Annotated in this window: 10 protein-coding genes and 1 pseudogene; 7 read left to right on the plus strand and 4 right to left on the minus strand. The window is 36.6% G+C overall.

Annotated features, from left to right (window positions below; genetic code table 11):
- Positions 1-182 precede the first annotated feature (182 nt).
- The 3 genes from DK880_RS01745 (at position 183) to DK880_RS05140 (ending at position 7,799) form a co-directional block, all read left to right on the plus strand.
- A complete protein-coding gene (locus DK880_RS01745; protein WP_109997116.1) occupies positions 183-3,677 on the plus strand; it encodes a sodium:solute symporter family protein in 3,495 nt (1,164 codons plus the stop codon).
- A 213-nt stretch (positions 3,678-3,890) separates the two neighbouring features.
- Positions 3,891-7,373: a sodium:solute symporter family protein gene (locus DK880_RS01750; RefSeq protein ID WP_109997117.1), complete on the plus strand. Its 3,483-nt coding sequence runs from the start codon at positions 3,891-3,893 to the stop codon at positions 7,371-7,373.
- A gap of 213 nt (positions 7,374-7,586) precedes the next feature.
- Positions 7,587-7,799 carry a hypothetical protein gene (locus DK880_RS05140; protein WP_162534105.1) on the plus strand — a complete coding sequence of 71 codons (213 nt, stop codon included), beginning with the start codon at positions 7,587-7,589 and terminating at the stop codon, positions 7,797-7,799.
- On the opposite strand, the gene DK880_RS01755 is transcribed toward DK880_RS05140, so the two are convergent.
- Positions 7,758-8,150 carry a hypothetical protein gene (locus tag DK880_RS01755; RefSeq protein ID WP_109997118.1) on the minus strand — a complete coding sequence of 131 codons (393 nt, stop codon included), beginning with the start codon at positions 8,148-8,150 and terminating at the stop codon, positions 7,758-7,760. The two genes, DK880_RS05140 and DK880_RS01755, sit on opposite strands and share 42 nt — an antisense overlap.
- Positions 8,151-8,296: 146 nt before the next feature.
- On the opposite strand from DK880_RS01755, the gene DK880_RS01760 reads away from it, so the two are divergent.
- The 3 genes from DK880_RS01760 (at position 8,297) to DK880_RS01770 (ending at position 11,113) form a co-directional block, all read left to right on the plus strand.
- The gene (locus DK880_RS01760; RefSeq protein WP_109997119.1) at positions 8,297-10,063 is read left to right on the plus strand and encodes an ABC transporter ATP-binding protein; all 1,767 of its coding nucleotides are present in this window, start codon (positions 8,297-8,299) and stop codon (positions 10,061-10,063) included.
- A 34-nt stretch (positions 10,064-10,097) separates the two neighbouring features.
- Positions 10,098-10,733 carry a CPBP family intramembrane glutamic endopeptidase gene (locus tag DK880_RS01765; RefSeq protein WP_109997120.1) on the plus strand — a complete coding sequence of 212 codons (636 nt, stop codon included), beginning with the start codon at positions 10,098-10,100 and terminating at the stop codon, positions 10,731-10,733.
- A gap of 182 nt (positions 10,734-10,915) precedes the next feature.
- Positions 10,916-11,113: a hypothetical protein gene (locus DK880_RS01770; protein WP_109997121.1), complete on the plus strand. Its 198-nt coding sequence runs from the start codon at positions 10,916-10,918 to the stop codon at positions 11,111-11,113.
- A 126-nt stretch (positions 11,114-11,239) separates the two neighbouring features.
- Here DK880_RS01770 and DK880_RS01775 read toward each other — a convergent pair whose 3' ends face one another.
- The 3 genes and pseudogenes from DK880_RS01775 to DK880_RS05680 form a co-directional block, all read right to left on the minus strand.
- Complete coding sequence (locus DK880_RS01775) at positions 11,240-11,566, minus strand: transposase (RefSeq protein WP_204082285.1); 327 nt, start codon at positions 11,564-11,566, stop codon at positions 11,240-11,242.
- 226 nt (positions 11,567-11,792) lie between these two features.
- Positions 11,793-12,450, minus strand: a pseudogene (locus tag DK880_RS01780) (IS5 family transposase); the annotation flags it as partial.
- Between the two features lie 409 nt (positions 12,451-12,859).
- Complete coding sequence (locus DK880_RS05680) at positions 12,860-13,498, minus strand: CPBP family intramembrane glutamic endopeptidase (protein ID WP_109997122.1); 639 nt, start codon at positions 13,496-13,498, stop codon at positions 12,860-12,862.
- A 395-nt stretch (positions 13,499-13,893) separates the two neighbouring features.
- On the opposite strand from DK880_RS05680, the gene DK880_RS05530 reads away from it, so the two are divergent.
- Complete coding sequence (locus DK880_RS05530) at positions 13,894-14,211, plus strand: IS110 family transposase (protein ID WP_239302536.1); 318 nt, start codon at positions 13,894-13,896, stop codon at positions 14,209-14,211.

A 14,211-nucleotide genomic window follows, 5' to 3' on the forward strand; every position in this document is an offset into this window, starting at 1 on the left:
ATGAAATGCCCTATACAAGACCAATTAATGTAATGCGTTTGAATCTATTATGCAAATAGAATGGGAAGAGCATCGCAAGTGACTTTCCCTGTTTTCTTGCCTAAATTACTGTTTTATTGTAAGTTTAAATGAGAAGAAAATTTACTGTACAAAACTATACCGTCATACAACCATTGTGACAGATGATTCAACCAGACCTTGTAATTATAGGAATGTTTTTGCTCTTAACGCTTGCCATTGGGTTCTATTATGGCAGGGGAATACTGACTTTCCAAGACTATGCCGTAGGGAATAGAAAAATAACTAGTACGGCTATTACCCTTTCGCTATTAGCTACTATTTATGGAGGGAGAGCCATATATGATACATTAAACTTCTACTACGACATAGGCGTATCCGCTTATATAAGAGATCTATTCCTCCCTGTTATTTATTTTATTTTCTCCCGGTTTGTAATAGTAAGAATGCATGAATTTATAGGTCATCTCTCCATAGCTGAGTCCATGGGTAGCCTCTACGGTTCAGCCGTACGCGTGATTACAGGTATACTGGGTATTATGGTGGCTATTGTTGCTCTAATTGTCCAAATACGGATAAGCTTAGAAATTACCTCTTTACTATTTCCTGAAATAAAAGAAATTTCAACTTATGTAATTATACTATCAACCTTGTTATGGATAGGTTATACTACGGTTGGGGGCGCTAGAAGTGTAGCCATCACAGATGTTTACCAGTTTTTACTCTTTGGCTTATGTTTTCCGCTTCTAATCTTTGTATTTCTCTACTATGCCAAGGGTCCTTTGATAAAAGGACAAAAAATTATAAGTATAATACACTTTCAAATAAGCAAAACGCATGCACAAGAAATGGCAAAAGTACTATGGTATAGTTGTATTATATCTACTGGACTCTTTTTTAACCCTGCCTGTTTCCACCGCTTCTATATGAGCGCTTCTTTAACACAAGCACGCAAGGTGCTTAACAGAAGTGCAATCATTCGTATTTTCATTCCCATCCTATTCCTAATGGTCCTAATAGCTTTAGCAGCAGCTGGCCATACGATACAACACAATCAAAATATAATAAAATATATTATTGATTGTAAGTATTTTCCTGGTTTACGTGCTGTATTAGTAACAGCTATTTATGCTTTAATTATGTCTACTGCTGATTCTTATTTACATATTGCTTCTGTTTTATCTGCTAATGATATATGGCCTGTAATAGCTGGCTTGCGTAAGGGCTCTATGCAACCTTCTCTTAAGATTGCACGTATGGCTTCTGTGTTGATAGGGATCGTTAGTCTTTGGGCTGCATTATATACAGCTACTAGTAATCTTACTACATTAATAAATAAAGTACACAACCTATATGGCCCCATAGTTGGTATTCCGTTCTTCATGACTTGTCTTGGCTTTAGGCCTCGTACAGCCGCAGTATTATGTAGTATGGGCATACTAACTATGGTTATAACAATAGTACACCATATCTACTATAAAGGTCAAGATATACCGGCACACCATATGTGTATTGCCATGATCACCAGCTTCCTTATTTTATTATCTATCCACTATATACTTCCTAAGTTACCTCACACCGGTTGGGTAGGTATGCAAGACCGTAGCGCCTGGGATTTACAGAACCAAATCACCAAACGTTGGTGGTTGGCTCGCGTGCAACAGTTTAAAATGCTTTTTACAAGGTCTTATCGCGCAACTATCTTTCCTATCCAAGAACGTACCTTTGTAGCGGTAGGCAGCTATACCATTCTTCATGCCATTATCGCATTGTGCTTTATTCAAAGGCAGTATTTTCTTCCCTATGTATACCTCTATATGGCTGTGATGGCCTTGGGAACGATCCTAGCGCTCTACCCAGCCCTGCATGCCTATCAAAAAGGCGGAACACCGTTTCTGCATGCTCTATGGCCTATGGTATTGTTCGTACTGCTTTTTATAGCGCCCCTTCAATTTGCCAAATTAGGACACTATAGCCCGATGGTTTGTGCGCTTCTTATAGCTAGCATAAGCCTATCTATTGTATTAGTATCCGTGGAAGGAAGTAGCATACTATTACTTTGTGCTTTGCTAATCCATAGATTATTGCCTCCTTATGTAAATTTTGTTGATTTATTTTGGGGAAGTCTTAAGCATGCTTCTGTAATAGAACTTATGTTAACAACAGCTCTTGTATCAATCACACTAGTAGGATTTCTCCTGTATAAATACCTACGAGAGAAAGCAACCGCTAAACTTAACATTATCGAACTTACTAGAACCTATGAACAAAGGATTTCCTTAGAAGCCATCTATAGCCAAGCGCATTGGGCTAGATTGGATGCTACTGCTGGGGGTAACCTCTTACGAGAAATGGGCGATAATCTGCAAAAAACTTTGTCTCCTATTGCTAGAAATGATCCGCATAAAATAGAAAGTGAAGTAGCGCTTTTTAACAAGAAACTACAAAAATTCAGCGATTGTCTACTATGGAGAGCCCAAGAAGAACGTAGCCTAAAACTTAATAAAAAAGCTATTCAACCCATCCCGCTTGAATTAACTATTTTAAAAGTAAATCAGCAAATATTGGATTTAGGGGAACCGTTAGCGCTCTTATTGCGGAAACAAACAGACGTAGCTGAAATAGCAGTAGATCCCGCCTTATTGGAATGTTTGCTGCTGCTCAACTTATGGGCAATCAGCAAGAGCCAACATGCTACCGATCATATCGTAACCTTAACCCTTGCCGCTACTACCTTACAATACGGCCTAGCAACAGAAACTGCGGCTGATCTCCCTTCCTTAACCTTACCTGCACTGGCTTTCTATTTTAGTACGGATACAAGTCTACCAAATCTGAAACCTAGCTATAGTATCGTAGGAATGAACGCAAATACTACCCTACCTGCTAGTGAAGTGCAATTTTATCAGCTAGAAAGCAAACAAATTGTAGAAGCCCATGGAGGATACGTAGAAATAATAGAAATCCCAACAAAGGTAAGCTGCCTTTACGTATTCCCGCTGGATGGCCGTAAGGTTATGCGCTTTAAAACGTATGATCCTGCTGATCTGGTAGCTAATACCCTAGCTGAAACAGCAGAAGGCTTGGCGCAAGAGCAGGAATTGATAGGGTTACTCACTGCACAGACTACGCTTAGCGCAGAACGTATACAGCAAACCATTGCCTTTATTAAAAAGGCCCATGGTTTAGTACAACGTAAATCAGGGTCCCCCTACTATACCCATCCTATGGCAGTGGCTAAACTGCTGCTAGAGGCTACCCAGGATCCCGACACCATCCTAGCGGGTTTGTTGCATGATATCGTAGAGGATACGCCTGTTACGCTATCTCAGCTGGAGCTGATGTATGGCAGTGAAGTAGCTGCTGTGGTCGATCAGGTTACCCACTACAATACCAATGGGTATCCTTGGAAATTAGATAAAGTAGCAAATAAAAATATACTTCATCAATGTAGGGATATACGTGTGGTACAAGTAAAGCTAGCAGATCGATTGCATAACATGCGTACGTTATCTGTCCGTAAGCCAGCCGACCAACAACGTATAGCTAAAGAATCCGTAGCTTTCTATATACCATGGGGGAAAAGCCATAAGGCTCCTCAGCAATGGTTAGCAGAAATGCAGCAAATATGTGAAGGGATTATTGCTAAGCAGCTTTAAAATAAATACAGCGCTTCTTTATACAAGGTTCTTTTCCCGCACCAAAATCTACCTGTAAAGGCTAATAGCTACTACGCATTACTCTAGGCATAGGTTTTTACACAATAATAATAGTTGCTATTAGGTATAGTAATTATTTTTCTGTAAATAAAAGCAAGTAATCATTATAAACTTAGTAAGATAAATTTATTACAACGCAATAATAAAAGAGAGATGGTAAGGCATATTGATTTTATAATTATAGGGTTATCCTTAATAGGGACACTGGTTATTGGGATTTACTACGGGAGAGGTATCAAGACTTTCCAGGATTATGCCGTAGGAAAAAGAAAAATGGCTACCAGTGTAATTGCTATTTCCCTTATAGCTACTATGTATGGTGCTAGAATCCTGCATGCCGGCCTAGATGTTTGCTATCGACAAGGGTTTGAAGCACTTATGAGAATATCCGTTATAATAGCCGTTAAACTCTATTTTTTTTCCAGGTTTATCACGCCAAGAATGAAGGAATTCATGGGGCATCTTTCTATAGCAGAATCTATGGGAAGCTTGTATGGGTCAGCCGCTCGCATTATTACCGCCCTACTTGGTATCGTCTTATCTATCGCTCTTTTAACAGTTCAGATCAAAGTTGTCCTTGAAATTATAACTGTTCTATTCCCTGAAGTAGTACCCTTTCAAACCCATTCAACCATACTTTTAACCCTATTGGTTATGGCGTATGCTACATTTGGAGGGGCGAGAGCGGTAGCCATAACCGATGTCTACCAATTTCTTCTTTTTGGGCTTTGCTTCCCTCTGCTCATTTTCGTGCTGCTATTTTCTACTGAAGATTTAGCAACGGGCTGGCAAAAACTTACCGCTCTACCGCAATTTAACCCAAATAAAATGTACGCAGCACATACCCTAACAACTTTATTATCTGATTTTATATTTAGGCATTTACTTATGCTTATACCTGCCTACATACAACGGTTTTATATGGCTTCTTCTGTAGGGCAAGTCGCAAAAGTGCTTAACAAAATGGCCATAGCGCCCTGTGTGATAGCTTCACTTATTTTTAGTGTTGCAGTAGCTTTGCATATACGTGGAGATAGTATTCCATCCAATCAGAATGTCTTTCATTATATACTTTCCCTTACCTATTTCCCTGGTATGAAAGGCCTATTGATAACGGCTATGCTGGCATTGTTGATGTCTACCGCTGACTCCGTTTTGCATGTTGCCTCCGTTTTATTTACAAATGATCTATGGCCTTTTGTAACCGGTTTTTCCAAGTCTCACAATGGCTCGCTCCGTATGGTACGCATAGCTTCTATAGGTATAGGAGTCATTAGCCTTTTGATGGTATTCTATACAACCAGTATTCTACAATTAATGTACAAAATGTTCTACCTTTATGATCCAGCTGTTGCGGTTCCTTTTATGTTAGCTTGTTGGGGATTTAGGCCTAGATCCCTTGCTGTGCTCCTAGTCATGGGTTTGAACATAATCGTAGCAACGTATTTTATTTTTTATCAAAAGCAAGCTGTATCCGCTAACCACGTTATCCTTTCAATGATTGTAAGCGCAGGTAGCTTGTTTGCCTTACATTATCTGCTTCCTAAACGCCCTCATACGGGTTGGGTAGGTATCCCAGATAGCAGTGCCTGGGATTTACAAAATCAAATCACCAAACGCTGGTGGCTGGCACGGATGCAACGGCTTAAAATGCTTTTTACAAGGTCCTATCGTGTAAATATTTTCCCTACCCAAGAACGTACCTTCGTAGCGGTAGGCTGCTATACCATCATTCATGCCATTATCGCATTGTGCTTTATCCAAAGGCAGTATTTCCTTCCCTATGTATACCTCTATATGGCTGTGATGGCCTTGGGAACGATCCTAGCGCTCTACCCAGCCCTGCATGCTTATCGAAAGGGAGGAACACCGCTGCTGCATAATCTATGGCCTATGCTATTGTTTCTTCTGCTTTTTATTGCGCCCCTTCAATTTGCTAAACTAGGACACTATAGCCCTATGGTTTGTGCGCTTCTTATAGCTAGCATAAGCCTATCTATTGTATTACTATCCGTGGAATGCAGTAGTATACTATTACTTTGTGCTTTACTAATCCATAGATTCTTGCTTCCTATACGTTTTATGGACTTATTTTGGGAAAGCTTTAGGCATGCTTCTGTCATAGAACTTGTATTAGCGACAGCAGTTGTAGCAAGCACGCTAGTAGGATTTGTCTTGTATAAATACCTACGAGACAAAGCAACCGCTAAACTTAACATTATCGAACTTACTAGAACCTATGAACAAAGGATTTCCTTAGAAGCCATCTATAGCCAAGCGCATTGGGCTAGATTGGATGCCACTGCTGGGGGTACCCTTTTACGAGAAATGGGCCATACCCTACAAGAAACTTTGTTTCCTATTGCAAGGAATGATCCGCATAAAGTAGAAAATGAAATAACGCGCTTTAACAAGAAACTACAAAAATTCAGCGATTGTCTGGCATGGAGAGCCCAAGAAGAACGGAGCCTAAAACTTAATAAAAAAGCTATTCAACCCATCCCGCTTGAATTAACTATTTTAAAAGTAAATCAGCAAATATTGGATTTAGGGGAACCGTTAGCGCTCTTATTGCGGAAACAAACAGACGTAGCTGAAATAGCAGTAGATCCCGCCTTATTGGAGTGCTTGTTCCTCCTCAACCTATGGGCAATCAGCAAGAGCCAACATGCTACCGATCATATCGTAACCTTAACCCTTGCCGCTACTACCTTACAATACGGTTTGGCAACAGAAACTGCGGCTGATCTCCCTTCCTTAACTTTACCTGCACTGGCTTTCTGTTTTAGTACGGATACAAGTCTACCAAATCTGAAACCTAGCTATAGTATCGTAGGAATGAACGCAAATACTACCCTACCTGCTAGTGAAGTGCAATTTTATCAGCTAGAAAGCAAACAAATTGTAGAAGCCCATGGAGGATACGTAGAAATAATAGAAATCCCAACAAAGGTAAGCTGCCTTTACGTATTCCCGCTGGATGGCCGTAAGGTTATGCGCTTTAAAACGTATGATCCTGCTGATCTGGTAGCTAATACCCTAGCTGAAACAGCAGAAAGCTTGGCGCAAGAGCAGGAATTGATAGGGTTACTCACGGAACAGACTACGCTTAGCGCAGAACGTATACAGCAAACCATTGCCTTTATTAAAAAGGCCCATGGTTTAGTACAACGTAAATCAGGGTCCCCCTACTATACCCATCCTATGGCAGTGGCTAAACTGCTGTTGGAGGCTACCCGGGATCCCGACACCATCCTAGCGGGTTTGTTGCATGATATCGTAGAGGATACGCCTGTTACGCTATCTCAGCTGGAGCTGATGTATGGCAGTGAAGTAGCTGCTGTGGTCGATCAGGTTACCCACTACAATACCAATGGGTATCCTTGGAAATTAGATAAAGTAGCAAATAAAAATATACTTCATCAATGTAGGGATATACGTGTGGTACAAGTAAAGCTGGCAGATCGATTGCATAATATGCGTACGTTATCTGCTAGAAAACCAATAGACCAGCAACGTATAGCTAAAGAAACCTTAGCTTTCTATATACCATGGGGGAAAAGCCATAAGGCTCCTCAGCAATGGTTAGCAGAAATGCAGCAAATATGTGAAGGGATTATTGCTAAGCAGCTTTAAAATAAATACAGCGCTTCTTTATACAAGGTTCTTTTCCCGCACCAAAATCTACCTGTAAAGGCTAATAGCTACTACGCATTACTCTAGGCATAGGTTTTTACACAATAATAATAGTTGCTATTAGGTATAGTAATTATTTTTCTGTAAATAAAAGCAAGTAATCATTATAAACTTAGTAAGATAAATTTATTACAACGCAATAATAAAAGAGAGATGGTAAGGCATATTGATTTTATAATTATAGGGTTATCCTTAATAGGCACGCTGGTTATTGGAATTTACTACGGTAGGGGTATCAAGACTTTCCAGGAGTATGCCGTAGGGAATAGAAAAATGGCTACCAGTGTAATTGCTATTTCATTGGTAGCTACCATATATGGCGGTTCACATCTGGGGGTTGGCCTCTGGAAGCGCTGCTTTATCTAATTGATTAGTAGCCAAAATAAACCGTCCTTTACTTAACTTAGCTTGATCAATGGTAGCTATATCTTCTACCAAGGTTACATCTATTAGTTGGTATGCTATTTTTAATGGTTGAGCTCCTTTTGTAGGGCGACCTTTTTGATCATAGACAGGAACTGATGTATAAGCATAGTGTACCTTATGATATTTCAGCTTTTTACTGATTTGTGCTAGCTGTTTATCTATATCTTGGGGACAACCAAATAGATGGTTACCTAGATGCCATAACAGCTTACCAGTAGCTGTAGCTTCTTCTGCTATGTTTTTTGCTAAAGTCGCTATTTCTTTATCATAGGCTTGTTGGGAGTAAATCAATATAACCCAACGCTGGGAAACGCCTTTTACTCATCTTGATAAACATGATAATAGTTCAAAAAACTTATTAGCTTTTGAGTAATCTGATATAGAATAGCAATTTATACCAAATATTATTACGTTGTGCACGCTTATTATCTTTGATCATGTCTATGAAACATCTATCGATCATTTCTTTTTTTTGGCCACATATTCGACCCTATAAATGGTACTATTTTGTAATGTTAATAGCTCCTTTTACAGCTAGTTTTTACCCTTTTGCTTATACATATGCACTAAAACTTTTTATAGATACGATGACCATACCTCCTACGTTGACCTATCAAAGTATGATGTTTCCAATAGGTATTTTCTTAACTGCTCAATTAACGTTAGAATTGGTTTGGCGTATCAATAACTTTTGTGAATATAAAGCAGCGCCTTATGTAAGAAAATCTATTCTAATTTATGCTTATGACTATATACAATATCATGCTTACAGCTTTTTTCAGGATAATCTTACGGGAACGATCCATAGTAAAATTCAAGGTATTGTAGACGGTTATGATAGATTGTGGGATCAGCTACATCGTGGGCTAGGTTTACGTATACTCAAAAGTACCATTAACGTAGGTACACTTATACTCATTAATTATGAGATTGGTTTGTTTTTTTTGATATGGAGTATACTCTTTATCTATAGCATTTATACATGCTCTTTAACATTAAAGCGACTTTCTTGTGAATCCACAGAAAGTAGACATACCGTTATGGGCATAATAGCTGATAATATTAGTAATATTATGAACATTCTATCTTTTGTTACCAAAGCTAAAGAAGTTCAAGCTTTAGATCAGAACATTGTTAATGATTTTATTCCGAAAGAGATGCGGGTCTATCAATATAGTTTTAAAATTAAGATTATAGCCGGTTGTTTACACCTATTTTTATTTACAGCCATATTATGGTACATGATTTACTTAAAAATTATAAATACCATTACAGTAGGAGATTTTGCTCAGTTGTTTGGCATTCTTTTGATTACTTCTGAGGAAATATGGCATATTACCGTTTCGCTACAAGACTTTTCACATGTTATAGGAAATTTAAAAAGTGGATTATCTATACTTTGGCCATGTGAAAAAAGAGTCGATGTAATCAATCCAAAAACGTTGAAAATCAAGCATCCTAGTCTTGAATTTAAAAACGTATATTTTAATTATAAAGATCAAAAATCTGTTTTTAAAAACCTTAGCCTCCGCATTAAACCTGGTGAAAAAATAGGCTTAGTAGGGCATTCAGGAGCTGGGAAGTCCTCTTTAGTCAATCTAATTTTACGTTATTTTGACTATGAACGTGGTATCATACTGATTGATAGTCAAAATATTCAGCACGTTACAGAAGATTCATTGAGAAGTCAGATCGCTGTTATTCCGCAGGATATATCACTATTTCATCGTACCCTTATGGAAAATATTCGTTATGGTAATCTAGATGCTACAGATGAAGAAGTAGTAGAAGCTAGTAAGAAAGCACATATGCACAATTTCATCAGTGCGTTACCGGAACAGTATAATACCTATGTCGGAGAAAGAGGCGTTAAACTTTCTGGTGGACAACGTCAAAGAGTGGCTATTGCACGTGCCATCTTAAAGGATGCACCTATACTGATATTAGATGAAGCGACCTCTGCGCTGGACAGTCAAACTGAGAATTTAATTCAAGATAGCTTACATTGGTTGTTAGACCAGCAAAAAAAAACTGTTATTGCTATTGCGCACCGTTTATCAACACTTAAGCATATGGATCGAATTATTGTACTAGATCATGGGAAAATTGTCGAACAAGGCACACACGAGCAATTAATGGAGAAACCAGATAATTTGTATCGAGAACTATGGGAACTTCAGGAAAATAAGCATCGTCTACGGTAATTATGTAAGCATCCTATTTATACAGTTTAAATTCGTGGAAAGAATAAAAAAAGAAAGATACACCCTATTAGCCTTCGCATTATTCCCTTGTATGGTATGGGGAGTGATGACACTGGGATGTATCATGATTTATGACCTTAACTATCCTGAATTTGTAAGTAATCACATTTATCACATCACCTACTTATTACGTGCACTAGTATATCTATCTCTATGCAGCAATTTATATAAAAGATGGTCCCCTGGTTTCTATGATGCACATAAAAAAATTTATCTTAGATACAGTCTATTAGCTATTATTGCTATTGTATGTGGTTTTTTTGTGAAGACTAGATTCTGGAATTATATACTAGATGGCTGTTTTGTAAGCCCATTTATCGAAGAAGTTATAGCTCGGTTTATATTATATAAAGCAAGAAAGCATAATTGGAAACTATATGCTGTAGTAACGGTTATTTCTTCTTTAGCTTTTAGCCTTATGCATATTGCCTATAATGCTTCTTTACATTTTAATGCAAACATACGAACCGAATTAGGTGCACATTTTGTATTTGGGTGCATACTTTGTAGTATATTTTGGTTTTTTCCTAGATTGAGCTTGCTTATCAGCATACATTCTATTTCGAATTTATGGGGCATACTGGCTACTAAATTAGGATATCCATGGTAATACTTTAAAAATAGTATACGCACTGAATTAAAAAATAGTAGCACATTAAAATAAAACTTCGAAAGCCGTAGAAATAAGCTAAAAAGTTGGACATTTTTGGAAAAAGAGTAAAAATTTATTATTATATTACCTATACTAAGTATACTTGACAAGTATAGAATAATTAACATAGCACGATCAATATGGAAAACCAAATTAAAAATAAACGGAAAAAGTTGGTGATTAGCTTTGCTGGATGTACGAAAAGAGATAAAGTAGACAAAAATAATTCTGAAAAAAGCGACAGTAACAACAGAAGCTTTAATCCAAGACAGATAAATAATTGTGGTGTTTATCAAGCTGAGCATATTTCATCACAACTTTTTTATAAATTTGAATAAATGATAGGCATGTTGAGACCGTTGCAATCAAGCTAAAACTTTATATTTAATTATTAATTATATGACTAGAAAATGGGCCAGCCCTAGGCTCTGTCCACTAAAGTGTGTAAATTACTTTTAAGTTTGTTAAATTCTATCTTCAAATTTAATTAAAAAATGAGCCATAGCCTCACTCCAATTTTTAATAGGCATAGTCCACTTCTTGGTGATATAATTAATGGTTAAATATAACGTTTTAAAAACAGCTATATCATTAGGAAAGACTCTTTTATTTTTGGTAACTCTACGAAATTGACTGTTTACAGATTCAATAGCATTCGTTGTGTAAATAACGCTACGTATTACGTTAGGGTATTGTAAAAATACTATCAGATTATTCCAATTAGCATACCAAGACTTGGCTATTTGTGGGTATTGTTTATTCCATTTGCTAGTAAAAGATTCTAATGCCATCAATGCTTCTTCTTAAGTAACTGAGGTATAAATTGGCTTTAAATCAGTAGATAATTCCTTTTTATCTTTATAAAGCACATACTGAGACCGTGGTGATAAAACGATAGAATAATTTTTTCTATGTTTCTATGATTATCTTGGTTTCATTTTTGATGTTATAGGGCTAAATATTTTATTATCTATTGATTTTTTGAAGTTTTTAATTCATTTTGGATAGACCATTCCCCTAAGTAGCTCTTAAAATAATGTTAGGAGACCTATATAAGTTGTAGGCTATGGCTTCCATAAGCAGTTGCGTATGGGTTTTAGCAAGCCCTATATAACGGGTTCCTAAACTACGGAACCAACTGCTCATATTTCCAAATACACGTTCTACTTTATAACGGGTCTTTGCTACCAATTTATTAAACCGTTTAGCGGTAGGGGATAAGGGATTATTTCTAGTAGCTTTTTTCTGAGTAGCTGATTTTAAGTTTTTTTTTCTTTAATAAAGTTTCATTAGCTAACCCACTATAGGCCTTATCTGCATATACCCTACTACCTGATTGAAGGGATACTTTATCTAACAAAACCTGTAAATGATTGCTATCATGACTAGATGCTTTTGTGGTACTGACCGCTAGAACTAACCCTTCTTTACTTTCTACAAGGAGATGGTGCTTATAGCCATAATAAAGCGTATGACCTTTTTTTGTCCAACTTGCTTCTAGATCTACTCCTTTTTGATAACTTTCGGATATGGTCATAGTGTTATTTTCATGCAGGTCATAGCTTTTTTTACCTTTCGGTCGTCTAGAGGTAGAGGTAATAGGAGCACCTATAGCCGCTGAGCCGTGTTGCACTAATACCCCATGATGAGATAGCTGATCATTAATGAGTTTTAGCTTGATTGCAACGTTCTCAACATGCCTATCACTTATTTAAATTTATAAAAAAGTTGTGATGAAATATGCTCAGCTTGATAAACACCACAATTATTTATCTGTCTTGGATTAAAGCTTCTGTTGTTACTGTCGCTTTTTTTCAGAATTATTTTTGTCTATTTTATCTCTTTTCGTACATCCAGCAAAGCTAATCACCAACTTTTTCCGTTTATTTTTAATTTGGTTTTCCATATTGATCGTGCTATGTTAATTATTCTATATTTGTCAAGTATACTTAGTATAAGTAATATAATAATAAATTTTCTTACTTTTTTACCAAAAATGTCCAACTTTTTAGCTTGTTTCTACGGCTTTCGAAGTTTTATTTTGATGTGCTATTATTTTTTAATTCAGTGCGTATAATATTTTATTACCATGGATATCCTAATTCATTAGCCAGTATACCCCATAAATTCGAAATAGCATGTATGCTGATAAGCAAGCTCAATCTAGGAAAAAACCAAAATATACTACAAAGTACGCATCCAAATAAAAAATGCTCACTTAATTTTGGTAGTAAGATTGGTTTTATAAGTACAAAAGGATCGTAGCCAATATGCATAAGACTAAAGGCTAAAGAAGAAAGAAGCGCTACTAAAACATATAGTTTGCAACTATACTTTTTTGCTTCATATAACATAAATCGGGAGATAATTTCTTCTATAAATGGACTTATAAAGCACCCATCTAGTATATAATTGCAAAATTTAGTTTTAAAAAAAAAGCCGAACAAAATAAAAATAATGGCTAATATGGTATACCTAAGATAAATTTTTTCATAGGCACGATACAAACTAGGTAACCACTTTTTGTATATATATCTGAGTAATGGTAAGTACACAAGAGTAGATAACAAATATAAAGTTCGATATGCAGTGTAACATAGTAACTTTGGGTAATGAATATGATGCCTAAAAATTAGGGAACCTAGGTGGAGTAATCCCCATCCTATACAAGGAAATAGTGCAAGGGCAAAGAGCATGTATTGTTCTTTCCTGTCTTTTTGCATGAAAATAAGATAAAGTTTACAATAATTAACACTAGAATCTAGTACTAGATTGGGGTCTGTCCACTAAAGTGTGTAAATTATTTTTAAGTTTGTTAAATTCTATTTTCAAATTTAATTAAAAAATGAGCCATAGCCTCACTCCAATTTTGGATAGGGCTGGTCCATTTTCTAGTCATATAATTAATAGTTAAATATAAGGTCGTATGTTTATAGAAAAAAAAGACCTGGAAAAAGGCCGCTATAAAGTTGGTATTGGATACCGTTTAAAACGTTCAGCCCCCAGGTCTTTCATCTTAAAAACTGAATAGTTCGATAGGTTTTAAAGCCTGTATATGCGACGCTAGTTTAAAAGATGAATGTAATATAATAGATATATTTATTATACACTATAATCTATGCAATATATAGGAATCGACATAGGAAAAAGAAACTTTATAGCAGCTTTTCCACAAGACCAAGGTTACCGTACCATCACCTATAAGAATGAACCCAAAGGCATTGAAACCTTTTTAGCTCAACTTGATAAATCAGCGGATCACTGTGTGTTAGAAGCCACTGGAAACTATGGTGCCTTATTACTGCAGATGCTTACAGGACATGGAATAGTTGTGTCGATGGTCAACCCCAAGCAAACTAAACAGTTTGCTCGCATGATGCTAGTGGTAAACAAAACCGATAAGGTAGATGCTCAACTTATTGCCCTAATCAGTTAA

Source organism: Candidatus Cardinium hertigii (assembly GCF_003176915.1).
Lineage (GTDB): Bacteria > Bacteroidota > Bacteroidia > Cytophagales > Amoebophilaceae > Cardinium > Cardinium hertigii_A.

Excerpts from the sequence above, each read along its gene's own strand:
- DK880_RS01745 (WP_109997116.1), top strand. The coding sequence starts at position 183 with ATGATTCAACCAGACCTTGTAATTATAGGAATGTTTTTGCTCTTAACG.
- DK880_RS01750 (WP_109997117.1), top strand. The coding sequence starts at position 3,891 with ATGGTAAGGCATATTGATTTTATAATTATAGGGTTATCCTTAATAGGG.
- DK880_RS05140 (WP_162534105.1), top strand. The coding sequence starts at position 7,587 with ATGGTAAGGCATATTGATTTTATAATTATAGGGTTATCCTTAATAGGC.
- DK880_RS01760 (WP_109997119.1), top strand. The coding sequence starts at position 8,297 with ATGTCTATGAAACATCTATCGATCATTTCTTTTTTTTGGCCACATATT.
- DK880_RS01770 (WP_109997121.1), top strand. The coding sequence starts at position 10,916 with ATGGAAAACCAAATTAAAAATAAACGGAAAAAGTTGGTGATTAGCTTT.
- DK880_RS01775 (WP_204082285.1), bottom strand. The coding sequence starts at position 11,566 with ATGGCATTAGAATCTTTTACTAGCAAATGGAATAAACAATACCCACAA.
- DK880_RS05680 (WP_109997122.1), bottom strand. The coding sequence starts at position 13,498 with ATGCAAAAAGACAGGAAAGAACAATACATGCTCTTTGCCCTTGCACTA.
- DK880_RS05530 (WP_239302536.1), top strand. The coding sequence starts at position 13,894 with ATGCAATATATAGGAATCGACATAGGAAAAAGAAACTTTATAGCAGCT.